21 protein-coding genes and 2 riboswitches are annotated in these 23,075 nt (G+C 39.1%); of the genes, 13 read left to right on the top strand and 8 right to left on the bottom strand.

The annotated features are described in order from the left end of the window. Window positions 1-51: 51 nt before the first annotated feature. From ACIFOT_RS25000 to ACIFOT_RS24980, 5 genes are all read right to left on the bottom strand, one after another. Window positions 52-255, bottom strand: coding sequence for a small, acid-soluble spore protein, alpha/beta type (locus ACIFOT_RS25000; protein ID WP_430069313.1), 204 nt, complete (start codon window positions 253-255; stop codon window positions 52-54). Window positions 256-370: 115 nt separating this feature from the next. Continuing rightward, a complete protein-coding gene (locus ACIFOT_RS24995) occupies window positions 371-1,696 on the bottom strand; it encodes a (Fe-S)-binding protein (RefSeq protein ID WP_430069310.1) in 1,326 nt (441 codons plus the stop codon). Then, window positions 1,693-3,105, bottom strand: coding sequence for a glycolate oxidase subunit GlcD (gene glcD, locus ACIFOT_RS24990; protein WP_430069307.1), 1,413 nt, complete (start codon window positions 3,103-3,105; stop codon window positions 1,693-1,695). Before glcD ends, ACIFOT_RS24995 begins: the two co-directional genes overlap by 4 nt. 103 nt (window positions 3,106-3,208) lie before the next feature. Next, complete coding sequence (locus ACIFOT_RS24985) at window positions 3,209-4,330, bottom strand: CdaR family transcriptional regulator (RefSeq protein WP_430069304.1); 1,122 nt, start codon at window positions 4,328-4,330, stop codon at window positions 3,209-3,211. 86 nt (window positions 4,331-4,416) lie between these two features. After that, the gene (locus tag ACIFOT_RS24980; RefSeq protein ID WP_430069302.1) at window positions 4,417-4,758 is read right to left on the bottom strand and encodes a DUF3905 domain-containing protein; all 342 of its coding nucleotides are present in this window, start codon (window positions 4,756-4,758) and stop codon (window positions 4,417-4,419) included. 134 nt (window positions 4,759-4,892) lie between these two features. On the opposite strand from ACIFOT_RS24980, the gene ACIFOT_RS24975 reads away from it, so the two are divergent. Further along, window positions 4,893-5,054: a hypothetical protein gene (locus ACIFOT_RS24975; protein ID WP_166257651.1), complete on the top strand. Its 162-nt coding sequence runs from the start codon at window positions 4,893-4,895 to the stop codon at window positions 5,052-5,054. 1 nt (window position 5,055) lies between these two features. Then, window positions 5,056-5,190, top strand: a complete 135-nt coding sequence (locus ACIFOT_RS24970; protein WP_430069299.1) for a hypothetical protein — start codon at window positions 5,056-5,058, stop codon at window positions 5,188-5,190. A 27-nt stretch (window positions 5,191-5,217) separates the two neighbouring features. Here ACIFOT_RS24970 and ACIFOT_RS24965 read toward each other — a convergent pair whose 3' ends face one another. Then, window positions 5,218-6,957 carry a B12-binding domain-containing radical SAM protein gene (locus ACIFOT_RS24965; protein WP_430069296.1) on the bottom strand — a complete coding sequence of 580 codons (1,740 nt, stop codon included), beginning with the start codon at window positions 6,955-6,957 and terminating at the stop codon, window positions 5,218-5,220. Window positions 6,958-7,082: 125 nt separating this feature from the next. Then, window positions 7,083-8,777 (bottom strand): L-lactate permease, encoded by a 1,695-nt coding sequence (locus ACIFOT_RS24960; RefSeq protein ID WP_430069293.1) that lies wholly within the window; start codon window positions 8,775-8,777, stop codon window positions 7,083-7,085. A gap of 318 nt (window positions 8,778-9,095) precedes the next feature. On the opposite strand from ACIFOT_RS24960, the gene ACIFOT_RS24955 reads away from it, so the two are divergent. The 7 genes from ACIFOT_RS24955 (at window position 9,096) to ACIFOT_RS24925 (ending at window position 17,416) form a co-directional block, all read left to right on the top strand. Continuing rightward, window positions 9,096-9,824 (top strand): FadR/GntR family transcriptional regulator, encoded by a 729-nt coding sequence (locus ACIFOT_RS24955; protein ID WP_430069290.1) that lies wholly within the window; start codon window positions 9,096-9,098, stop codon window positions 9,822-9,824. 199 nt (window positions 9,825-10,023) lie between these two features. Beyond that, window positions 10,024-10,740: a (Fe-S)-binding protein gene (locus ACIFOT_RS24950; protein ID WP_430069287.1), complete on the top strand. Its 717-nt coding sequence runs from the start codon at window positions 10,024-10,026 to the stop codon at window positions 10,738-10,740. 51 nt (window positions 10,741-10,791) lie between these two features. Next, window positions 10,792-12,216 carry a LutB/LldF family L-lactate oxidation iron-sulfur protein gene (locus ACIFOT_RS24945; RefSeq protein ID WP_430069284.1) on the top strand — a complete coding sequence of 475 codons (1,425 nt, stop codon included), beginning with the start codon at window positions 10,792-10,794 and terminating at the stop codon, window positions 12,214-12,216. Between the two features lie 2 nt (window positions 12,217-12,218). Further along, window positions 12,219-12,938 carry a LutC/YkgG family protein gene (locus ACIFOT_RS24940; protein ID WP_430069281.1) on the top strand — a complete coding sequence of 240 codons (720 nt, stop codon included), beginning with the start codon at window positions 12,219-12,221 and terminating at the stop codon, window positions 12,936-12,938. 414 nt (window positions 12,939-13,352) lie between these two features. Beyond that, window positions 13,353-14,366 (top strand): 2-oxoacid:acceptor oxidoreductase family protein, encoded by a 1,014-nt coding sequence (locus tag ACIFOT_RS24935; RefSeq protein ID WP_430069278.1) that lies wholly within the window; start codon window positions 13,353-13,355, stop codon window positions 14,364-14,366. Continuing rightward, entirely contained in the window at window positions 14,366-16,660 is a 2,295-nt protein-coding gene (locus ACIFOT_RS24930; RefSeq protein ID WP_430069276.1) for a thiamine pyrophosphate-dependent enzyme, read from the top strand. The genes ACIFOT_RS24935 and ACIFOT_RS24930 overlap by 1 nt, the downstream gene beginning before the upstream one ends. A gap of 171 nt (window positions 16,661-16,831) precedes the next feature. After that, the gene (locus ACIFOT_RS24925; protein ID WP_430069337.1) at window positions 16,832-17,416 is read left to right on the top strand and encodes a metalloregulator ArsR/SmtB family transcription factor; all 585 of its coding nucleotides are present in this window, start codon (window positions 16,832-16,834) and stop codon (window positions 17,414-17,416) included. A 36-nt stretch (window positions 17,417-17,452) separates the two neighbouring features. Here the strand turns inward: ACIFOT_RS24925 and mtnK are convergent, their stop codons facing one another. Continuing rightward, window positions 17,453-18,637 carry an S-methyl-5-thioribose kinase gene (mtnK, locus tag ACIFOT_RS24920; RefSeq protein WP_430069273.1) on the bottom strand — a complete coding sequence of 395 codons (1,185 nt, stop codon included), beginning with the start codon at window positions 18,635-18,637 and terminating at the stop codon, window positions 17,453-17,455. Between the two features lie 100 nt (window positions 18,638-18,737). Then, window positions 18,738-18,894: riboswitch (SAM riboswitch) on the bottom strand. Window positions 18,895-19,089: 195 nt separating this feature from the next. On the opposite strand from mtnK, the gene ACIFOT_RS24915 reads away from it, so the two are divergent. From ACIFOT_RS24915 to ACIFOT_RS24900, 4 genes are all read left to right on the top strand, one after another. After that, window positions 19,090-20,268, top strand: coding sequence for a pyridoxal phosphate-dependent aminotransferase (locus tag ACIFOT_RS24915; protein WP_430069270.1), 1,179 nt, complete (start codon window positions 19,090-19,092; stop codon window positions 20,266-20,268). 78 nt (window positions 20,269-20,346) lie between these two features. Continuing rightward, window positions 20,347-20,455, top strand: a riboswitch (SAM riboswitch). Window positions 20,456-20,529: 74 nt separating this feature from the next. Continuing rightward, window positions 20,530-21,741: a 2,3-diketo-5-methylthiopentyl-1-phosphate enolase gene (mtnW, locus tag ACIFOT_RS24910; protein WP_430069268.1), complete on the top strand. Its 1,212-nt coding sequence runs from the start codon at window positions 20,530-20,532 to the stop codon at window positions 21,739-21,741. After that, a complete protein-coding gene (locus ACIFOT_RS24905) occupies window positions 21,742-22,413 on the top strand; it encodes a 2-hydroxy-3-keto-5-methylthiopentenyl-1-phosphate phosphatase (RefSeq protein ID WP_430069265.1) in 672 nt (223 codons plus the stop codon). Then, a complete protein-coding gene (locus ACIFOT_RS24900; protein ID WP_430069262.1) occupies window positions 22,407-23,036 on the top strand; it encodes a methylthioribulose 1-phosphate dehydratase in 630 nt (209 codons plus the stop codon). Before ACIFOT_RS24905 ends, ACIFOT_RS24900 begins: the two co-directional genes overlap by 7 nt. The last annotated feature ends 39 nt before the right edge of the window (window positions 23,037-23,075 follow it).

Below are 23,075 nucleotides of genomic sequence, written 5' to 3'. Positions count from 1 at the left end.
ACTTGACGGGGTTAAGTCCACAAACCCCGGACTTTTTTCCATGTTATTAAATTATTGGTTTGTAAAATTACCCGATAATTGGGCTTGAGCTTGCTGAACAAGTCTTTTGGTAATTTCGCCGCCAACAGAACCATTGGCTCTTGAAACTGTATCTGAACCTAAATTAACTCCAAATTCCTGGGCAATTTCATATTTTACCTGATCCAAATACTGCTCAATTCCAGGCACTAATAATTTATTGCTGCTATTAGCCATCTCATTCAACTCCTTTTTTTCTCCAGAGATTTTTATCTCTGTAGCAATTATTATTCTTTTGCTTCTTAGTTTTCATGAGTGGTAATGTTTTTCGGATATGGAATACTTGTTTATATTAATCATTTATTGCTTCTAATAAGAGGTCAACAATATGGATTCCTCTCATCTTACCTGAGAGTCCTTCTCGTTCGATTCCAACATTCATTTGTAACAAACAACCAGGATTAGCAGTGACAATTGTTGAGGCGAGAGTATTTTTTGCTTGAATCATTTTATAATCCAGCATCTTCATTGACATTTCCGATTCAATTATATTATAAATTCCTGCAGACCCACAGCAGCGGTCCGCATCTTTCATTTCCACATATTCAACCCCTTTTATGGACTTTAACAGTGTTCTTGGGGCAGAAGCGGTTTTCATGACATTTCGCAGGTGACATGAATCTTGAAAGGTAATAATTTGCTTAGGAAGTTCTAATTTTACCTTTTGATGAAAACCAATCGATACTAAAATTTCCGATATGTCTTGAATTTTTTCGACGAATATTTTTGCGCGGGCACTCCATTCCGGATCGTCTTTTAATAAATGATCATAGTCAATTAAAAACGCACCGCATCCGCCTGCATTTGTAATAATAAAGTCAACATTCAATTCTTCAAATGCTTGTATATTTCTTTTGGCCAAATCCTTTGCTGATTGTTTTTCACCGCTATGTCCATGAAGGGCACCACAGCAGGTTTGATTTGGCGGGATGACAATTTCACAACCCGCTATTTGTAATAATTTGCATGTAGCATCATTTGTTTTCATAAACATTGTATCCATTAAGCAGCCGCTGAAGAATGCAACGCGATGCTTTTGTATTCCAATCGATGGGAAGTAATCTGGACGGTTTTTCATTTCCTTCAACGTCGGCACTTTCGGAAGCACCTTTTCCATTGTTACTAAACTTTCCGGCAATAGTCCTAAAAAGCCAATTTTTCTGGCAATCGTTTGAATACCTGAGCGTTGATAAAATCCAATTAATCCGGTTAAATTTTTCATTCGATTTGGATGAGGGAACAAGCCTTCAAATACCGTTTTTCGTACTACTTTAACTGGCATGGAAAATTTCTTGTTTTGATTGATGATATCCCGTGCATCCTCTAAAAGGTGTCCATATTTAACACCGGAAGGACAAACTGGTTCGCATGCTCGACAGCCTAGGCAGAGGACGAGTGAGCGTTCGAAATCCTCATCTGGTTCAATTAGCCCATCCACAACAGCCTTCATTAAGGCAATTCTACCCCTTGGTGAATGAGATTCTTTATAACCTGATTCAATATAGGTCGGGCAAGAAGGTAGACAAAACCCACACCGCATACAATTTAGTAACTCATCTTTATTCATTTGTTCCTTAAATTTTTCTTGAAGGAGTTCTCTATCTTTCACTGTTGTCATTTCCCAACCACCACGCGCTTCCTGCTGTCTTTTGCAAAAACCTTGCCAGGGTTCATAATATTATTAGGATCCAATGCTTGTTTGATTGCCCTCATGACGGCAATTCCTTCCTTACCGAGTTTTAACTCAAGGTATGGAGCCTTCATAACTCCAACACCATGTTCCCCTGTAATGGTGCCGCCAAATTCAATAGCCTTTTTAAATATTTCAGAAAAAGCCATTTCTACACGTTCCATTTCTTCATGATTACGGGAATCCGTTGGACAGGTTGGATGGAGATTTCCATCACCAGCATGACCAAACGTACAAATATCGAGTTGATATTTTTTGGCAATTTCATTTATGGCATTTACCATTTTCGCTATTTCGGATCGTGGAACGGTTGCATCCTCAAGAATCGTTGTCGGTTTTAAACGGGCTAAAGCTGAAAGGGCAGTGCGTCGTGCTGTTCGTAACGCTTCTGCTTCTACTTCAGTTGCCGCTACTTGAACAGAGACTGCTTTTTCCTGTTTACAAATCTCAGCCATCTTTTCTAAATCTCGGTTTACTACTTCAGGAGGGCCATCTTGTTCAATTAAAAGAACCGCTTGCACATCTGTTGGCAGGCCGATTTGCGCAAATGCTTCGACAACCTTTAAGGTTGGCTGATCCAAAAACTCAAGTGTTGCTGGGATAATTTTATTAGCGATAATTTTCGATACAGTTTTGGCCGCTGCTTCAAGATCTTGATATAAGGCCAGCATGGTTTTTTTTGTTTCAGGAATTGGAATAAGCTTTAAAGTTGCTTCTGTAACAATGCCAAGAGTTCCTTCAGATCCGACCATGAGCCGAGTAAGGTCATAACCTGCTACATCCTTAGCCAGTTTGCCGCCTGTGCGAATAATATCACCGTTAGGAACAACAACTTCGAGTCCAATAACATAATCCCGGGTGACTCCATATTTAAGTCCACGCAGCCCGCCTGAGTTCTCGTTAATGTTGCCGCCAATGGTAGAAATCTTCATGGAACCAGGGTCAGGTGGGAAAAAAAGACCTTTAGCTTCCACTGCATTTGTCATTTCAAGGGTAATGACGCCAGGTTGAACCGTTACAGTTAAGTTATCTTCATCAATTTCTAAAATTTTGTTCATATGCTTAAATAGAATAACGATTCCACCCTCTGTTGGGCACGTACCTCCGCAAAGATTCGTACCTGATCCTCGCGGGACAATCGGGATTTTATATTCATTACAAATTTTTACGATTTCAGATACCTCTTGAGTATTTCTTGGGCTAACAACCGCATCGGGAAGGGATTGAAAGTTTGGCGTTGAATCATAGGAGTAGGAAAGTCTTTCAACCTTGCTATCATCAAAGTTTTCACTGGTTACAACAGAGACTAATTTTTCTTTTACGATACTCGAAAGCATAAAGTTCCTCCTTTTTAGTGAACCGCTTACAAAGTTAACTAATATAAGTATAAAAAAAACAGGCATTCGCCTGCTATGGATAAACATCCAAAAAATCATCATTTTATTGGTTGGTTTTTGTTTGTTCATCTAAAAAGAGGATTGCGAGATACATGGTTAATAAATCATGGATATTATTCGAATTTAATCCGGTTAACTCATCCGCTTTCTTCAAACGGTAATGGAGAGTGTTGATGTGGATATGTAAATTTTTTGCTGTATTTTTTAATGAATGATTTTGTTTAAATAATTCCTTGATGGTGCCAATTAGTTCATTTTCCTGTATTAAAGGACCAAGCGTTCGCTTTATAAAATCAGCTTTTGTTTTTTGACTGATTTCTTCTAAGAGCATTTCAAGGGTTAGATCCTCATCAAATGCAATACTGCTGGGGGATTTAACGATTTTTAAACATCTTTCAGCTTGAGAGTAGGAGACCTTGATTTCTTTAGGGTCTGCTGGCTGGCCGACACCTGCACTTGCATGAATGTTAAAATTATCCGATAAAAAAAGAAAAAATTGTTTTAAGCGCGTTTCTATCCTCTCTCGAGAAGCACCCTTTGTGCAATTGATTAAGAGAATGATTCGTTCATTTCCTGAACGGGCGACAACTTCCTTATCATTTTTCTGAAACTTTTTAAAAATCGAGGACCATGCTTCCCGGGTGATAGGGGAGGTAAGTCCAGAAAATTCAATGATCACTGCAGCTCTTTTTATTTCCATATCGATGTTAAGCAGCCTCGCGCGATTCATAAAAGCTTCATTCCAATCTTTGGCTTGGACCCAATCCATCACAAAAGATTCAAGAGCACGGGAATGCCAATCAAATTGCTCAGCATAATAATTTTCACTGATTAAAAGCTCGGTCATTTTTCGGATAATTTCCCCAAAAGGAGTTACTGTTGTGGGGTCTCCCGTAATACCGATTACACCAATTACGTTATTCTGGAAAAAAATCGGGAAGTTAATACCTGCTTTTACGCCAATAAGTTTAGTTTGATCTTCTATTGTAATAATCAACTTTCTTTTTTGTTGAGAAGCAATAAGTGCCCCTTCATGAAAGGTTCCGACTCGTTCAAGGTCGGTACTTGCAATGATATACCCCTCATTATTCACGACGATAATATCCTCGCCAATTAACTTTCTCACTTCTTTTACAATTTTCTCAGCGAGTTCAGGTATTAACATGATTTGTCCCCCTCAAAAAGCTATCCTTTTTATTATATCATGCAAATAAAAAACTCTGGGAGGCATAGTCCCAGAGTATCTTACATTCAGTCGCTTCCATGGCTGACGTCTTTGGAAGGATGCATAAATGGATAGCTTTTAGGCTTTCTTTTGCTTTCGAGAAGCTCACGGTTCTCGGCGGTGTTCCAGCCAATATCATTGGTGGGATGAACCCACTGGTCCCCTGACATAATGGCAGGATCGGTTTCTTTTGACCAGTTTTCCAATGGCGAGTTTTCAGATGCATACAGGCTGTCTCCAATGACTACGCCATGTTCATTGGTAAAGGGAGCCTCCATCTTAATACCAGTACCTTCAAAACTGGGTGCGTTAATTTGGTGGGGCATGGTTTCGTTAATGGTTACTTTTTCTTTATTTTCTTTTGTCATTTTTTCACCACTCCATTTTTATTTTATTTTCTTTCAAGCGAGTAATTTTATGAATGAAAAATAAGGAAATGAATGATTGAGTCATAAATGAAAAAACTAAAACTGTAAGATTAATTATTAGGAGGAGTTACACCATGGCGAAGCGAAAAGCGGAATTTGATGCTGTAGAAAAATATACGAAAACCCCGCACAAAAATGTACAGGAAAGTGAATTCTCTGCAGAATTCACTGATAATAACAATGCTATTCGATTTCAAAACCGGAATTCAAAACTAGGAAAAAAAGGAAGAAGTTAAAATGGCAGGCCGTCGTAAGATCCCACCGCGTATTCCTACAGAGGATTTCAGTATGGAAATTGGCGATATTAATGGGGTTAAGTTGTATGAAATAAAAAAGATATTTAAGCAAAAAGGGGCAAAGAAAGAAAAATAAGCCGGGAAAAACCCGGCTTATTTTCATTCATCTATAGGGAAAAATAAGTGTCTGATTTTTGGCTGGATCGAAATAGGCCAATAGATAGGAAGGAACTTTATTTATCTCACCCGTTGCTAAATAACTTGATAAATCAAAAGAAAGCTTTTCAAGCATTGTATGCTTATATAATTCCTTTTCATTAAGTTCCAGCTTAATAAAAGTTTCCCCTAATAAAGAAGGATTTTCAGCGATTTGTTTATACACTTGTGTCCGCTCATTTTTATTAAAGGTAGCTTCCCACCACGGTTTTCTCGGCTTGTACTTATGATGTTTTAGGTAATCATACTTCATCAGACCAGCGGCCACATCTAGATTTTCTATCGATTTGTGCTCCAAAAAGGAATGAAGGCGGCGGAATAAATCTTCAAGCTGATGTCCAATTCTTGACCAGCCTTGCTCGTCCCAATAGGATCCAAATTCTTGAAAGAAATCAAATGGTGAAGGGAAAACCTTCGTTACCAAATATTCAACCGTGTGATCCATTCGGTGGTCATTCCAATACTTCTCGAGAACATCTTCTACTTGTTTAATCCTTACGATATCGTCAAAGGAAAGAACATTATTGCTTAGGATTTCATACGGTGAATGATCCATATATACATATTGATGCTCAGCAGCACGAAGACGGAGACCTGTTCCACGCAGCATTTTTAAAAAACCTAATTGCAATTCTTCTGGTCTCATTTCAAAAACATCGTTGAAGGTTTTGCGGAAAGAGGCATAGTCTTCTTCCGGAAGCCCAGCTATTAAATCAAGATGCTGATCAATTTTGCCGCCTTCTTTAACCATGGTGACTGTTCTGGTTAGTTTTGCAAAATTCTGCTTCCGCATAACAAGTTCGTTCGTATAGTCATTGGTTGACTGGACGCCGATTTCAAAACGGAACAAGCCTTCAGGTGCCTCTTGATTTAAAAATTCAATAACCTCAGGGCGCATAATATCTGCAGTAATTTCAAACTGGAATACCGTACCTGGGAGATGTTCATCAATGAGGAATCGGAACATTTCCATGGCATAGCTTCTGCTGATATTAAAGGTACGGTCAACAAATTTAATTGTCTTTGCACCATTTGTCATTAAAAAACGGATATCATCTTTTATTTTTTCGCGGTCAAAATAGCGTACGCCAACCTCAATAGAAGACAAGCAGAATTGGCAGCTAAACGGACAACCGCGGCTTGTCTCAATATAAGAAACCCGCTTTCCCAAATGGGGAATATCTTCCGGGAATCGGTATGGTGAGGGCAGTTCCTTCAAATCAAGCTTATTTCGCTGTGGTGTGCACTTCACTTGACCATTTTCCCGATAGGCTACGCCATGGACATTCAATAAATTTTGAGTCGTCTCTAATTCTGTTAGCAACTGTTTAAAGGTTTGTTCACCTTCACCAATCACAATAAAATCAATCTCTGGATAGTTTTCCATCCAATGAATCGTATCGTAAGTAACTTCAGGACCCCCTAAGACGATTGTAATAGAAGGATCTATTTTTTTTAGCATATTGACAACTTTTAGCGTTTCTTCAATATTCCAAATGTAACAGCTGAAACCAATTACGGATGGTTTTTGTTGATAAAGGTCTGAAACAATGTTCATAATGGGGTCCTTTATCGTGTATTCTTTAATTTGTATGTGATATTCTGGCGAAGCATAGGCTTTCAAGTATCGGATTGCCAGGTTTGTATGAATATACTTGGCATTCAAGGTAGAGCAAATAACCTTCATAAAAATACTCCTTTTACTAAAATAAAACAATATTTTATTATAGTCTATTGTAAACAAAAATGATAGAAGCAAACCATGGAAAAAGACCCGCACTTTTGAAGCGCGGGTCTTAAGGATTGATTCATTTACGGAATCATAAATGTCAGTACATGACTCTGTAAGAAGGTCATAATTCCTACTAAGATGACCAAGATGAAGCTGTGTTTAACGGTGAAACGGAATAATTCTGATTCTTTTCCGGCAAGTCCTACCGCAGCACAAGCAACTGCAATGGATTGAGGCGAAATCATTTTTCCAGTTACTCCTCCGGAGGAGTTGGCTGCAATGGCTAATACAGGATCCATACCAATGGAGGTTGCTGTAATCTTTTGAAGGTTGCCAAATAACAAGTTTGCGGATGTATCAGAACCAGTAATAAATACTCCCAGCCAGCCAAGGAAAGGCGAGAAGAATGGAAACAGGACAGAACCTGTTTTGGCAAGGGACATGCCAAGAGTTGTGCTCATTCCAGATGCATTAGTTACATATGCGAACCCGACGACAGAACCAATTGTGATAACTGGATACTTTAACTCATTTAGTGTTTCTCCAAAAGTAATCGCCCAGTTTTTCCAAGAGATGCCGACAATGAATTTGGTAATGATACATGCAATTAATATGGCAGTTCCAGCTGCACCAAGTACTTCAAGCTTATAAACGGCAGGAATAGGAGCACCTGCACTATTTAGAATTTTATTGTTTAACAGCGGCACTTCCGGCATAAATGTCAACGCGTGGCCAATGGAATTAATCGCTTTTAAAATAGCATTTGTACCTTCATAATGTCCCGTTAATGCAAGCTTAATGGTTGGAATTCCCCAAACAGAGATAATTCCAGTTAATACAAGGAATGGAGACCAAGCTTTGATAATTTGTCCTCCGGAATAGTGTTCCTGTTTACTTTGAAGCTTTTTAGCTGTAGAAGATGCAGCCAATTCTTGTTCTGCTGCAAAGCGAAAAATATTTTTCGGCTTCCAAAATTTTAAGAAAATCGCTAAAGCGAATAAAGAAACAAGAGCGGATAAAATATCTGGAAGTTCTGGTCCAATAAAGTTAGAAGTTAAATACTGGGTAAGAGCAAAGGTAACACCTGAAACTAGAATTGCAGGTAAAACCTCCATCGATTTTTTGAAGCCCGTCATGATGAAAACGAGATAAAATGGAATAAAAACAGATAAGAATGGTAACTGCCGTCCGACCATTTTCGAAATTTCGATTGCTGGAACCCCAGTTGGACCCTCTACAGCAATAATCGGAATTCCAATTGCACCGAAAGCAACTGGTGCTGTATTTGCAATCAGGCAAAGACCGGCAGCATATAAAGGATTAAAGCCCAGCCCAACTAGTAAAGCAGCGGAAATGGCGACTGGAGCACCGAATCCCGCAGCACCTTCAAGAAATGCACCAAATGAAAACGCAACTAATAATGCCTGTAAACGGCGGTCTTCGGTAATTGATAATACTGAATTTCGGATTATATCAAACTGACCTGTTTTTACAGTGAGTTTATATAAAAATACTGAAGTTATGATAATCCAGCCGATTGGCAGAATACCATAAACAGCTCCTTGAGTTGCAGACATAAATGCCATGCCCGCTGGCATTTTATAAGCGATGATCGCAACCAATAAAGCAATAGCTAGTGTTGATAACCCGGCAATATGGCCTTTCATTCGTTTTATTGCTAAAGCCCAGAAGAAGTAAAGGATTGGAATGAGTGCAACGATTGCGGAAAGTGCGAGATTATCTCCCACTGCGGTAAAATTTTGCGTAAATGTCATTAGCTTAATCCCCCTGAATTAGCTTTAAATAGTTTTTTTGCTAAAAAGAGCTCCTCTCTTAATGTTTTGCTGGCAAACGCTTTCAAATGATGATTTGGTCATCAGATGACTCGATGTTTCTATCTGTAAAGAATTATAAGGGACTATTTTAATAAAATTCAATAGAAAATTTTAAAAATTTTATATAAATTGAAAATAAATTAATCCGAAAATGAATTAAACTACACCTGTTATGAATTAGTTTGGGTGCACTTTGTTTGAAAAAAATGTATGATAATAGTTAATTACATGTTGATTGCTTGTTAGGGGTTGTCATAGATGAAATATAAAAAAATTAAACCAAAAAAAATATACGAAGAAGTTGCTGAAGCCATATATGAAATGATACGAACTGGCCAGTTAAAGCCTGGTGATAAACTGGATTCTGTCCAACAGCTCGCGGAAAACTTCCAAGTTGGACGTTCTGCTATTCGCGAGGCGTTAACATCATTAAGGGCAATGGGCCTAATTGAAATGAAGCAGGGGGAAGGAACATATATAAACGAGTTTGAATCAGACCAAATAACCTTCCCATTATCAACCGCCATTTTAATGAATAAGGATGATATCACCCATCTTTTAGAGGTGCGGAAGATCATTGAAGTCGGTACAGCTGGGGCAGCCGCGAAAAAGAGAACGGATCACCACCTAAAGAATATGGTGAGCGCATTGAAAGATATGAATGAGGCCCAAGGGAATGAGGAACTTGGTGAGAAAGCAGATTTGCAGTTCCATTTATCCATCGCAGAAGCATCACAAAACCCTCTTTTACTTAGCTTAATGAACCATGTTTCCGATTTAATGGGTGAAACAATGAAAGAGACGAGAAGGGTTTGGTTATATTCTAAGCAGACAACATTAGAACGGTTATACGAGGAGCACGTGGCTATTTATGAAGCCATAAGGGACGAAAACGAGGACAGAGCTAAACAATCCATGTTGAAGCACCTTGAAAACGTTGAGGAAATTCTTCAAAAGTATCTCCAACATAATAATTTAGCACTTTAAGTTTAAAAACGATTCTAACCATTAGAATCGTTTTTTTATAAAAATTTATTGAAAGCCCTTTTTATATTTGGCAACTTTATAGTAATATGATTAATATAAAATTTGAACATTCTTATTTTTTGTATCAGTCATCAGATGACCGGTTAACCGGTTGTGCAGTAGCAGCTAATATATTAGATAATAAAAAGGGGAGAAACACATGAAGGTTACTCTTTTTGCAACTTGTTTAGTAGACTTATTTCAAAGCAATGTAGGTAAAGCAACGGTAGAATTACTTGAAAGGCTGGGGTGTGAAATTGATTTTCCGGAATCACAGGTATGCTGTGGGCAGCCATCATTTAATAGCGGTTATGTTAAAGAATCAAGTGAAGCGATGAAACGTATGATTGAAACTTTTATGGATGCAGAATACGTCGTGTCCCCTTCCGGATCCTGCGCGTTCATGTTCCATGAATATCAGCATATTTTCAAGGGGGACCCTGTATGGGGACCAAAAGCAAAAAAACTGGCTGAAAAGACATTTGAATTAACACAATTTATTGTTGATGTTTTAAAAATAGAAGATGTCGGTGCTAAATTTGAAGCGAGTGTAACTTACCATACTTCTTGTCATATGACGAGATTATTAGGTGTAAAAGATGCACCTATGATTCTTTTAAAAAATGTAAAAGGGCTAAAGTTTACAGAATTGCCAGGCAAGGAACAATGCTGCGGATTTGGAGGAACCTTTTCAGTTAAAATGGCGCAAATATCCGAGCAAATGGTCGATGAAAAGGTGCGCCATGTAGAAGAAACCGAAGCTGAGTATTTAATCGGTGCAGATGCAGGCTGTCTTATGAATATTGGCGGTCGAATTGAAAGAAAAGGAAAGCCAATTAAAGTGCTGCATATAGCTGAGGTATTAAATAGCCTGTAAATCAATCGCTGAGAGAATGTGGATTCAATCTAAGTGTGGAGGGGAATTCAAATGGCAATGAAGATTGGCACCGATCAATTTAAGGATCGTGTTGAGAAAGGAATACATAATTCCTTTATGCGTGGTGCTGTGGCTGGAGCACAGGATGGAATGGGTGTAAAAAGACGGGGAGCAACTGAGGAATTGGGAAACTGGGAAAATTGGCGTTCACATGGTGAAGAAATCCGACAGCATGTTCTAAAGCACTTAGATTATTATTTAGAACAATTAAGCGAGAATGTCGCAAAACGAGGCGGCCATGTTTTTTTTGCTCAGACAAAAGAAGAGGCGAATGGATATATTCGCAGTATTGTTCAAAAGAAAAACGCTAAAAAAATCGTTAAATCTAAATCGATGGTCACCGAAGAAATTAGCTTAAATGCAGTACTCGAGCAAGAGGGATGTGAGGTTATTGAAACGGACCTGGGAGAATACATTCTTCAAGTCGATGATCATGACCCGCCATCCCATATCGTGGTTCCTGCGCTGCATAAAAATAAAGAGCAAATTCGCGATGTCTTCAAAGAAAAATTAGGTTATACAAAAACATCGAAGCCAGAAGAATTGGCCGCACATGCTCGGGAAATGCTTCGTAAGGAATACTTATCAGCCGATATCGGAATAACGGGCTGTAACTTCGCTGTTGCTGAAACAGGCTCCTTTAGCTTAGTTACGAATGAGGGAAACGCTGATTTAGTAACGGCATTACCGAAAACACAGATTACTGTCATGGGAATGGAAAGAATTGTTCCAACCTTTGAAGAGATGGAGGTTCTTGTCAGCCTCTTAACAAGAAGCGCGGTAGGCCAAAAATTGACAAGTTACATTACGGTTTTAACAGGTCCAAGAGAGGAATTAGACGTTGATGGTCCGGAGGAATTTCACCTTGTCATTGTCGATAACGGCAGGTCCAATATACTAGGTGGGGAATTCCAGGCAGTCTTGCAATGTATCCGCTGTGCTGCGTGTATAAATGTCTGCCCTGTTTATCGTCATGTAGGGGGCCATTCGTACGGTTCCATTTATTCCGGTCCGATTGGAGCCGTATTATCACCATTACTTGGAGGATATGAAGAATATAAAGAATTACCTTATGCCTCCACACTTTGTGGAGCTTGTACAGAGGTATGTCCAGTAAAAATACCGTTACACAATCTCCTTCATAAACACAGGGAGATCATTGTCGAAAAAGAAGGGAAAGCACCCATTTCTGAAAAGCTGGCGATGAAAGCGTTCGGTTTAGGAGCGGCCTCTCCGACATTGTATAAGCTCGGCACTAAAATGGCACCGGCAGCCATGAACCCGTTTACCGTAGGAGATAAAATCTCAAAAGGTCCCGGTCCCCTCAAGGCATGGACGGATATTCGAGAATTTCCAGCTCCTAATAAAGAAAGATTTAGAGATTGGTTTAAAAATCGCGATAAAGGTGGTAACTAAACATGTCAGGCATGATACAAAATCGGGAGAAATTTTTAAATCAAATTGCCAGCCGCCTTGACCGTCCGCGAATTACCGGAGTGGTTGAAAGGCCCAAATGGGCATTCCAGCCGCAGCATGAGGTTTTAAAGGATGCCTCACAGGATGAATTGTTAGAAGTCTTGACAGAGCAGTGTAAGAAAATTCATACGAAGCTATATACAACTGACCTAAAGGGATTAGCTTCAACTCTTGATGAAGTTGTAACCTCGTATGGCGGGGGACCGATTGTGGCTTGGAAAGACGCACGTTATACTATGTGGGGTCTAGATCAACTTATGAACGAAGACTGGCCTAAACAGAGCATCGATGTATACAAATGGGATTATACGAAAGGGGAAGAAAACATCGCAAAAGCGGAACAGGCGAATGTTGGTATTACGATCAGTGAGATTACATTAGCAGAATCTGGAACGGTTGTTTTGTTTAGTGATGAGAATAAAGGAAGAACGATCAGTTTTTTACCGGCGACCTATATTGCCTTAATTCCAAAAAGCAGTTTAGTTCCCCGTATTACACAAGCGGCAAAAAAGATGCGTGAAATTCATCAGAAGACTGGACACGTGGCATCATGCATCAATTTTATTACTGGACCAAGTAATTCAGCAGATATTGAGTTAAATCTTGTTGTCGGAGTACATGGTCCAATTAAAGCATCTTATATTGTTATTAATGATTTATAGTTTTTAGAAAAGGTCTGCCTTTACATACTAAAGGCAGACCTTATTTTTTTGGAATAACCACTGTTATAATACAAATGTTTTTCTGTTATATAAAAAGGTAAACCCTTTCAAGTCATACGCATTAACGGTTTGGGGGAAATGATTCAAGGTGTTATAAAATTTTTACTCCCATGTTTGACTTTTGTCACAGCTAAAAAAAAAGTGATGCTCTACAATAACTTTGGGGAAGTTAAGTTTTTATGTCTTTTTCTTGTTAAATTTTTGAACGAAAAAATTGTCTAGCTGTAGCGCCTAGAGGCTCGGGGTCATAAGACAATCCGACGAGAAGGTTAAAGAACAACCTCCCGCCGGCTTGTCTTATGCCTGTCGCCCCTGGAAAAGGTGCTTCCGCATTTCTAAAATGGGAGGGACATTATGTCTATTTTACCAACGAAAAATGAATTAGGATTTTTTGAAATCCGTCTTGAATCAATCGGTGGGCTTGGTGCAAACTTAGCTGGAAAAATGTTAGCAGAAGCTGGCGTTTTTAGTCTTGGCTTAAAAGGTTCCAATTTTTCATCATATGGATCTGAAAAGAAGGGTTCTCCGGTTAAGAGTTTTATCCGTTTTTGTGATCCTGATGTCGAAATTAGAGATCATAGTCCGATCGAACAGCCGCATGTTGTAGGTGTTTTCCATGAAGCATTATATAGAACGGTTAATGTTGTCAGCGGATTGAATGCTGATGGAATTGTTTTAGTAAACACAGCTAGAGAATTTGATGATGTTAAAAAGGATTTACAGCTAGAATATGGCACACTTGCCATTGTAGATGCTTTATCCATTGCTGTTGAGGAAAAAACAAAGGTAAATACAGCGATGCTTGGTGCATTATATCGTATTTGTGATTTTCTTGATCCTGATTCAATGAGAGATGTAATTCGGAAAACGTTTACTAAGAAATATCCTCATCTAGTTGAACCCAATATTCGAACGTTTGACCGCGGGTATCATGAAGTTCAATTTAAAAAATATGAAGTGCCGGAAGGAGCTGAGGGCAAGGCATTCACACGTCCGCTTCCACAGCTTGGCTACATGACGCAGGAAATCGGCGGGGTTATGGTTTCACAAGCAAATAGTATATTTAAAGATTTAAGCGGATCACGCCAGGGATTTCTTCCGGAGTTCCAACAAGAAAAATGCATTCATTGTGCTGCCTGTGATAATGTTTGTCCCGATTTTTGTTTTGTCTGGGAAGAAGGAGAAGATAAGCGCGGCAGAAAGCAAATGTTTCTTAAAGGAATTGACTATCAATATTGTAAAGGCTGCTTAAAATGTGTGGAAGCATGTCCCACAGATGCACTTGGTGACCTTCGTGAAATGCTTGGATATGCAGACGAAAACCGCGCGAAGCAAAACTTTCCTTATATTGCAGGGGGGATTCTTTAATGGCTATTTTAGAAGATAAGTTAACTACACAAGGAACCGCAGAACAAATTTCTACATTTGAGTCAGGAAATGAAATGGCTGCCATGGCGGCAGCGCAAATTAATTATCATATCATGGGATATTTTCCAATTACCCCATCAACAGAGGTCGCCCAATTTTTAGACCAGATGAAAACACGCGGCGAGCATGATATTAAGCTTATTCCTGCTGATGGAGAACACGGTTCGGCTGGTATTTGTTATGGTGCTGCTGCGACTGGGGCCCGTGTTATTAATGCAACAAGTGCCAATGGTTTTTTATACATGCTTGAACAAATGCCAGTCCAATCAGGTACTCGTTTTCCAATGGTTATGAATCTAGTAACTCGTGCAGTCAGCGGGCCTCTTGATATTCGCGGTGATCACTCCGATCTTTATTATGCATTGAATACTGGCTGGGTGATTTTAACGGCTAAAACGCCCCAAGCCGTATATGATATGAATATTATGGCATTAAAGATTGCCGAGCACTCAAAAGTACGCCTGCCAGTTATTGTGGCTTATGACGGATTCTTTACATCCCACCAAAAACGCAGAGTTGAATTCTTTAAGGATCGTCGTGTTGTTCAGCAATTTGTTGGCGAATGTCCAACTGATTACAACTTTGTCAGGGATTTAAGCAAGCCAGTAACAATTGGGGCGCATATGAGCGGTGATGATTTCATTAACAATCACTTCCAGCAATCTGAAGCAATATATAATGCTGGTGAAGTATTTAAAGAAGTTTCTGAAGAATATGCAAAGCTATCCGGTCGAGAATACCCTGTTCTCGACGTATATAAAATGGAAGATGCAGAAGTGGCATTATTCCTCTTAAACTCAGCTGCAGAGTCAGCCAAGGATGTTGTAGATCAGCTTCGGGAAAAAGGGATTAAGGCAGGTGTCATCAGCCCGAATATAATCCGGCCATTCCCTGCGAGGGAAATTCGCGAAGCACTTAAGAATGTAAAAACATTATTAGTTGGTGAACGTGCAGATTCATACGGCGCAAATGGGCCAAACTTAACACATGAAGTGAAATCAGCGCTTCAAGATGACAAGAACAATAAAACAATCGTTTTAAGTCGTGTTTTTGGTCTTGGCGGTAAGGATTTCTATGCAAGTGATGCCCAGGCTTTCTTTGATATGGCGATCGACGCAATGGAAAAAGGCTATGCTGAAAAACCTTTTGATTACTATGGCCATATTCCAGGCAATCCTAAAAAAATTCTTAAGCCAGTTATTTTGCCACAGCATGGAGATGTATTTAAAACGGGTTTAATCGATGTAAAAATGGATGAAGAGACCAATAAATTAAAAGTGAAAATTCCTCCTCTACGTGCGCTTACTGGTAAGCCAAAACGGATTGCATCTGGTCACGGGGCATGTCCAGGCTGCGGGATCTTTGCTGGATTAGAACTTTTCTTTAAAGGAATTGAGGGCGATATAGTTACTCTGTTCCAAACTGGCTGTGCTTATGTAACGACAACGGGTTATCCAAGCACATCACATAAGCAAACGATGATACACAACCTGTTCCAAAACGGTGCCGCTACCTTATCAGGTACAGTTGAAGCATTCATGGAATTAAAACGCCGTGGTGAAATCAAGGTTTCTGATGAAGCGACGTTTGTGATGATTACTGGTGATGGCGGTATGGACATAGGTATGGGGTCTGCAATTGGTACGGCTCTTCGTGGACATAAGTTAATCATGCTTGAGTATGATAATGAAGGGTATATGAATACTGGTTCGCAAATGTCTTATTCTACTCCAATTGGGCATATGACAAGTACATCTGGTGTTGGTAAAGCCCAGCGGGGAAAAGCATTCCATCATAAGGATACCGCACAAATCATGGCGGCAACCAACATTCCTTATGTATTTACAGGTTCAGAGGCATTCCCCCAAGACTTAGTGAAAAAAGGTGCAAAGGCCCAGTGGTATGCTCAAAATGTTGGCACTGTTTACGGGAAAATACTTATCACATGTCCGCTTAACTGGAAATCAGATGACCGTTACGGAACAAAAATTGTCGAAGCAGCGGTTGATTCTTGCTTTTTCCCGCTTTATGAAGTGGAGCAAGGAATAACGACGATTACGTACAATCCTGAAGATAAGAACAAACGGATTTCACTTTCTGACTGGTTGAAATATATGGGTAAAACCAAGCATCTTCTTAAGGAAGAAAATAAACCATTATTAGAAGAATTTGAAGCAGAAGTTGAAAAGAGATGGCAGCGTCTAAAAGCTAAGAATGATAACCCAATGTTATAATATTTGTAGATAATAATAATCCATTTTTCATATAACTTTACGCTTGGCCATAAAAAGAGAGAATAAAACACTTCCACAATTAGGAAGTGTTTTATTTGTTTGACAGAATTAAATAAATTCGATATATTTCTAATTAGATGAATATCAAATTTCGAAAGGTTGATATCTTTGATGCAGCTAAACCGCTTAGTTGAGTTCTATAAAACGATGGGGGATCCAACAAGGGTTAGAATTGTTTCACTTTTAGCTAAAGGACCTCTACATGGACAAGCGATTGCAGGAAAGCTTGGCTTAACCGCACCAACAATTACCCATCACATAAAAAAATTGCGCGAGGTTCATCTGGTTTATGAAAGAAGAGATAAAAATACTATTTACTTTTATTTAAATAGTTCTTTGATCAAACAGCAGGCAGAAGTACTCTCACAGCTATTAGAAAAAAGGGGGGAGGAACTGGAGAATATGGTGGAAGATAGTCTTGAAAGGCAAAAAATAATTGAGAATTTCTATACTAAAGAAGGAAAATTAAAAAATATTCCTGCACAGCGGAAAAAGAAATTAATCGTGTTTGAGCATATGGTACAGGGATTAAAAAAAGGAAAAAAATATGAAGAAAAAGAAATAAATGAGTATATTAAACAATTTCACGAGGATTATGCGACCATCCGCCGGGAATTCATCATTAATCATTATATGTATCGGGAAAATGGAATTTATGAATTAAATCCAGAAGAAATGTGGGCAAAGCCTGAATGAAAAAGCAATCCGAACCTTCGGATTGCTTTTTCATTACTAAATTACCGTTTCAACTACATGAATAAACTCTTTCAGGTCTTTGATTTCTTTTCGAAGTTTTATAAGGTTTTTACCAAGTTCCAATGCCTTTAGTTTAGCAGCTATTCGTATTTCTTTATTTTCGATTGAATCCAAATCAGCAACATGTGCAAGACCGATTGTTCTTCTAATTAATTCACAGCCGGCAAAACCTAGAGAGTCATCGAAAAATTTAGATAAATTATATTCCAAGAATTCAGATGTTTTTGCTAGAGGTTCCTTATTCTCTCGTTCCCACAAATGAGAAAATTGATTTTCAAATACATTCCAAACTGTTTCAATATGCTTGATAAAGATATCACGGTTTTTATCATTCACAATGACCTGGAAGAGAAGGTTGGCAAATACTTGTCCGATATCAAATCCGGCAGGACCATAAAAAGCAAATTCAGGGTCAATTACTTTTGTTTCCGAATGATCGGCAAAAACGCTTCCAGTATGGAGGTCACCATGAAGGAGAACTTCTGCATCGGTTAAAAAGCTTTTTTTCAAAATATTAACATGATGCTTCAATACCTCATCCTGCCAAAGTTTTTCAACAGCCGACCTTAATTCAGCTTCAAAATTATTTGTCTCTGCATCATAGAATGGATCGGTGAAGATTAAATCCTCTGTAATTTTGCACAGTTCAGGATTGATAAACTGCTTTACCCGTTCTTTTTTAACTGCAGGACCTAAACCATAATCTGAGGTGTAAAATAAAGTTTTAGCGAGATATTCTCCAAGATGCTGAGAAATTAATGGATAGGCTTCTCCTTTGATAAAGCCTGTTCTCGCAATCAAAAGGTGAGACAAATCCTCCATGACCGTTACTGCGAGTACATCATCAGTGTAATAAACCCTAGGTACAAAATCAGGGGCAATTTGTCCAAAAATTTTTAAGGCGTCTGCTTCAATCTTTGCTCTTTTTAGGGTTAAAGGCCAGCTTTCCCCAACTACCTTTGCGTAAGGAAGGGCCTGTTTGATAATGATGCCTTTATCATACTGTTTATCGACAATATGAAAAACAAGGTTTAAGTTGCCATCACCAATTTCCTTGCAGGTAAGGTCCGCATTTTTAGGCAATACATTTAAGCTTAATGCTAGATCAATTGCTGCAGCTTCGGTTAATGGTTGATAGGTTTGTTGTTTTAATAGGCTCATTATTTTATTCTCCTTTTTCGGAGGCTTGGCTGTGCTTGGAGCACAAAAAGCCTCTTTCTTTTTTGAAAGAGGCTTTGAAGACAATATTTGTCTCTCGCACCTCTTATCTTTCAGAAAGACTATCCTTCTGTTGGAATTAGCACCGTGCCTTAGTAGGGTTTTTACCCGGCGAAAAAATCCGCCCCATTTTATAATGGCATTATGGTCGGTTGCTGGGCTTCAAAGGGCCAAATCCCTCAGCCAGCTCATGATAAGAGTATCTACTTTTAAATTTTATAATTCTGATAAGTACTATAACAGGATAAAAAGATAAGTGTCAATATTTTTTGAAAATTATTTGTATTGCCCTTTGAAAAGTTCGGAATTTTTACTTTACAAGTAAATATAAAAGTTATATCATTTGTGACTAGAATTTCAAACTAAAATTGAATTAGTTAGAGCAGGTGAGAGTATTGAAACAATTTCCGTCATCAAATCTTTTAAATAGTCTGCCAAAACAATTTTTTGCCTCCCTTGTGAAAAAAGTTGGTCAATATCTTGAACAAGGCTATGATGTTATTAATTTAGGACAAGGAAATCCTGACCAGCCTACACCCGGGCATATTGTTGCGAAGCTTCAGGAAGCAGCAGCCAATCCCATCAACCATAAATATTCGCCCTTCCAAGGACATCAATATTTAAAACAGGCTGCCGCAGAATATTATTTGAGAGAATATGGAGTTACCCTTAATCCCGATAAAGAAGTCGCCATTCTTTTTGGTGGCAAAGCTGGCCTGGTAGAAACACCTCAGTGTTTGTTAAACCCTGGTGATACCATTCTGGTCCCAGATCCAGGCTATCCCGATTATTGGTCTGGTGTTGCCCTTGCCCAAGCTGAAATGGCGATGATGCCATTAAGAGAGAGTAATCATTTCTTACCAGATTATGAGGAACTGTCATCGGAAATATTATCTCGTGCTAAATTAATGTTCCTCAATTATCCTAATAATCCGACAGGAGCAACTGCTACGGCTGAATTTTTTGAGGACACAGTTAAGCTTGCCAGTAAAAATGATATTTGCGTTGTCCATGACTTTGCCTATGGGGCAATAGGTTTTGACGGAAAAAAACCAATCAGCTTTCTGCAGGTGGAAGGAGCAAAAGATGTGGGTATCGAAATTTATACACTTTCCAAAACCTATAATATGGCCGGCTGGCGAGTAGGGTTTGCTGTAGGAAATGAAAGTGTTATTTCGGCCATCGAGCTTTTGCAGGATCATCTATATGTAAGTTTATTTGGTGCTGTCCAGGAGGCTGCAGCTGAAGCCTTAACTGCATCACAAGATTGTGTAAAGGAATTAAATCAGCTTTATGAGAGAAGAAGGAATGTCCTAATTGACGGATTGCGATCACTAGGCTGGGATGTTACCGCACCTAAAGGCTCCTTTTTTGCATGGTTAAAGGTCCCCAATGGACTAACATCAGAGGAATTCGCTAACATTCTTCTAGAACAGGCACATATTATGGTTGCTCCAGGTATTGGCTTCGGTCAATATGGAGAAGGTTTTGTCCGTGTTGGACTATTATCAACGGAGGAGCGGCTAAGGGAAGCTGTCAGAAGAATTAGTTGTTTAGAAATTTTTGAAAAATAGGTTGACATTTTATTTCTTTCTTGGGATAATCCAAACTAAAGTTAACCAATGTGAAAATAATGAATATTACGAATCGTTTTCTTATCAAGAGCAGGCGGAGGGACTAGCCCAATGAAGCCCGGCAACCGACTTAAATCATTTTTAAGCACGGTGCTAATTCTTGCAGCGAGCAGCTGATAGATGAGAAGATGTTAGTTTGGTAACCGCTAACCTCTTCTTTTCGAAGAGGTTTTTTATGTTTTTACGAAAGGAAGTGTAATAATGTCCGAATTAATCGCTAAATATTTACTGCATGATGAAAAAAATCCAGACAAAAAGGCAGAGGAAATTGCTCTAGGACTGACAGTGGGTTCATGGACAAATTTGCCCGAACTCGAACAAAACCAATTACGAAAGCATAAGGGAAGGGTCGTTTCCATCGAGGGAATTCACTCGGAAAAAGAAAATCAATCCTTGATTCGTATTGCCTATCCGACACTTAATTTTTCAAATGATATACCGGCGATTTTAACAACTGTTTTTGGAAAACTTTCTTTGGATGGAAAAATAAAATTACTGGATTTAGAGTTTGCCGAAAATATAAAGCGTTTATTCCCAGGACCGAAATTTGGGATTGAGGGGATTAGATCGAAATTAAACGTATATGATAGACCGCTATTAATGAGCATCTTTAAAGGAGTTCTTGGTAAAGATCTTTCTTTTTTAGCCGAACAGCTTAGGCAGCAGGCACTTGGTGGTGTCGATTTTGTTAAAGATGACGAAATTCTTTTTGAAAATACACTAACACCATTTGAAAAAAGAATCGCTGCAGGGAAAGAGGTGTTAAAAGAGGTCTATGATGAGACGGGCCAAAAAACGCTTTACGCTGTTAATCTGACAGGCAGAACTTCTCAGTTAAGGGATAAAGCAAGGAAGGCAGCAGAACTTGGAGCAGACCTTTTACTTTTTAATGTGTTTTCATATGGGCTCGATGTTCTTCAAGAATTAAGAGAGGACGATGAAATAGGTCTTCCGCTTATGGCCCATCCAGCAGTCAGCGGGGCTTTAACATCGTCTCTTGAATATGGATTATCCCATTCCTTGCTGCTTGGTAAGCTGCTAAGGTATGCGGGTGCAGATTTATCACTATTTCCATCTCCATATGGAACTGTAGCATTGGAAAAAAAATCTGCGCTCGCGATTGCCAGCGAATTAACGCAAGAGGATACCTTCATAAGGGCATTCCCGGTTCCTTCCGCTGGAATCCACCCAGGACTCGTTCCATTATTAATTCGTGACTTTGGTATCGATTCAGTCATTAACGCAGGCGGCGGCGTCCATGGTCATCCAGATGGTGCACGTGGCGGAGGCTTAGCATTCCGTCAGGCAATCGAAACAAACCTCCAAGGGAAACTGTTAGCCCAAGGAGCTGAACAGTTCCCAGAACTCAAAAAGGCATTGCAGTTATGGGGGAATGCCGAGGTGACAGTGTAAATGGCCATGCCAGTCATTTATTGTGATTTTGATGGGACGATAACGGAAAGTGATAATATCATTGCCATCATGGAAAAATTTGCACCTCCAGGATGGGAGGAAATAAAAAATCAGATTCTATCCCGTCAATTTTCAATTTGCAAAGGTGTAGGTAAGTTATTTTCTCTGTTACCAAGTGATAGAAAAGATGAAATAACAAAATTTGCGATTGAAAATGCGAAAATTCGTGCAGGTTTTAAAGAGTTTGTTGCATTTGCACATGAGGAAGGAATTCCCCTCTATATTGTAAGTGGTGGAATCGACTTCTTTATTTATCCAATTCTAGCTGATTATGGGCCATTTACAGGAGTATATTGCAACAAATCTGATTTTTCTGAAGAAGGAATTCAGATTCTTTGGCCGCATACTTGTGATCCTTTATGTAAAAATGATTGCGGCTGCTGTAAACCGAGCATCATTCGTCATTTGAATCATAAAAATAGCTTTAGGATTGTCATCGGAGACTCCGTAACGGATCTTGAAGCTGCAAAGCATGCCGATTTTGTATTGGCAAGAGATTTGTTACAGGAGAAATGCCTAGAGTGGGGGATAAACCACCGGGAATTTCATACGTTCTTTGATTGTATTGAGGAGATAAAAAAAAGAATTGAGGTGGGTGAAATATCATGCTAAAGGAAAGATGGAATGAATTAGCTGATGTAAAGGATGAATTAGCTGAGCGGGATTGGTTTATGGGGACAAGTGGAAACCTGGCAATTAAGGTTAGTGATCACCCGCTTCGATTTTTGGTAACAGCAAGTGGGAAAGATAAGCGCAAGCGGACAGACGAGGATTTCTTACTCGTTGACGAATTTGGCCATGCAGTAGAAGAAAACCATTTAAAGCCTTCCGCGGAAACCTTGCTTCATGTTGAGATATACCGTAAGACTAATGCAGGCTGCAGTCTCCATGTCCATACGATTGATAATAATGTCATTTCAGAAGTATATGGTGACAATGGCGAAGTAACCTTAAAAGGGCAAGAACTGATAAAGGCTTTTGATAAATGGGAAGAGGATGCTGTCCTGAAAATACCGATTATTCGGAATTATGCCCATATCCCAATGCTTGCAAATGAATTTTCCGAACATGTTTCCGGCGATACTGGCGCCGTCTTAATCCGAAACCATGGCATTACAGTTTGGGGAAGAAACGCTTTTGAAGCTAAGAAAATACTTGAAGCCTCCGAATTCTTATTTCGCTATCAATTACGCTTGCTAGAACATAAACCATATCAATTATTTAAAGTCGTTTAATATTTAGCAGTGTTAAAGGTTCCTGTTGATTTTTTACCC

The organism is Neobacillus sp. NRS-1170, assembly GCF_050468025.1.
The sequence above is the reverse complement of the archived record's forward strand: the minus strand, read 5'-3'. Positions and strand labels throughout refer to the sequence as shown.

What these genes read in the sequence shown, in the direction of transcription:
- glcD (WP_430069307.1), bottom strand. Translation starts at nt 3,105, where the DNA reads ATGCTTTCGAGTATCGTAAAAGAAAAATTAGTCTCTGTTGTAACCAGT.
- ACIFOT_RS24980 (WP_430069302.1), bottom strand. Translation starts at nt 4,758, where the DNA reads ATGACAAAAGAAAATAAAGAAAAAGTAACCATTAACGAAACCATGCCC.
- ACIFOT_RS24960 (WP_430069293.1), bottom strand. Translation starts at nt 8,777, where the DNA reads ATGACATTTACGCAAAATTTTACCGCAGTGGGAGATAATCTCGCACTT.
- mtnW (WP_430069268.1), top strand. Translation starts at nt 20,530, where the DNA reads ATGTCCGAATTAATCGCTAAATATTTACTGCATGATGAAAAAAATCCA.
- ACIFOT_RS24925 (WP_430069337.1), top strand. Translation starts at nt 16,832, where the DNA reads ATGCAGCTAAACCGCTTAGTTGAGTTCTATAAAACGATGGGGGATCCA.
- ACIFOT_RS24945 (WP_430069284.1), top strand. Translation starts at nt 10,792, where the DNA reads ATGGCAATGAAGATTGGCACCGATCAATTTAAGGATCGTGTTGAGAAA.
- ACIFOT_RS24900 (WP_430069262.1), top strand. Translation starts at nt 22,407, where the DNA reads ATGCTAAAGGAAAGATGGAATGAATTAGCTGATGTAAAGGATGAATTA.
- ACIFOT_RS24965 (WP_430069296.1), bottom strand. Translation starts at nt 6,957, where the DNA reads ATGAAGGTTATTTGCTCTACCTTGAATGCCAAGTATATTCATACAAAC.
- ACIFOT_RS25000 (WP_430069313.1), bottom strand. Translation starts at nt 255, where the DNA reads ATGGCTAATAGCAGCAATAAATTATTAGTGCCTGGAATTGAGCAGTAT.
- ACIFOT_RS24955 (WP_430069290.1), top strand. Translation starts at nt 9,096, where the DNA reads ATGAAATATAAAAAAATTAAACCAAAAAAAATATACGAAGAAGTTGCT.
- ACIFOT_RS24940 (WP_430069281.1), top strand. Translation starts at nt 12,219, where the DNA reads ATGTCAGGCATGATACAAAATCGGGAGAAATTTTTAAATCAAATTGCC.
- ACIFOT_RS24950 (WP_430069287.1), top strand. Translation starts at nt 10,024, where the DNA reads ATGAAGGTTACTCTTTTTGCAACTTGTTTAGTAGACTTATTTCAAAGC.
- ACIFOT_RS24985 (WP_430069304.1), bottom strand. Translation starts at nt 4,330, where the DNA reads ATGTTAATACCTGAACTCGCTGAGAAAATTGTAAAAGAAGTGAGAAAG.
- ACIFOT_RS24995 (WP_430069310.1), bottom strand. Translation starts at nt 1,696, where the DNA reads ATGACAACAGTGAAAGATAGAGAACTCCTTCAAGAAAAATTTAAGGAA.
- ACIFOT_RS24905 (WP_430069265.1), top strand. Translation starts at nt 21,742, where the DNA reads ATGGCCATGCCAGTCATTTATTGTGATTTTGATGGGACGATAACGGAA.
- ACIFOT_RS24935 (WP_430069278.1), top strand. Translation starts at nt 13,353, where the DNA reads ATGTCTATTTTACCAACGAAAAATGAATTAGGATTTTTTGAAATCCGT.
- ACIFOT_RS24975 (WP_166257651.1), top strand. Translation starts at nt 4,893, where the DNA reads ATGGCGAAGCGAAAAGCGGAATTTGATGCTGTAGAAAAATATACGAAA.
- ACIFOT_RS24970 (WP_430069299.1), top strand. Translation starts at nt 5,056, where the DNA reads ATGGCAGGCCGTCGTAAGATCCCACCGCGTATTCCTACAGAGGATTTC.
- ACIFOT_RS24930 (WP_430069276.1), top strand. Translation starts at nt 14,366, where the DNA reads ATGGCTATTTTAGAAGATAAGTTAACTACACAAGGAACCGCAGAACAA.
- mtnK (WP_430069273.1), bottom strand. Translation starts at nt 18,637, where the DNA reads ATGAGCCTATTAAAACAACAAACCTATCAACCATTAACCGAAGCTGCA.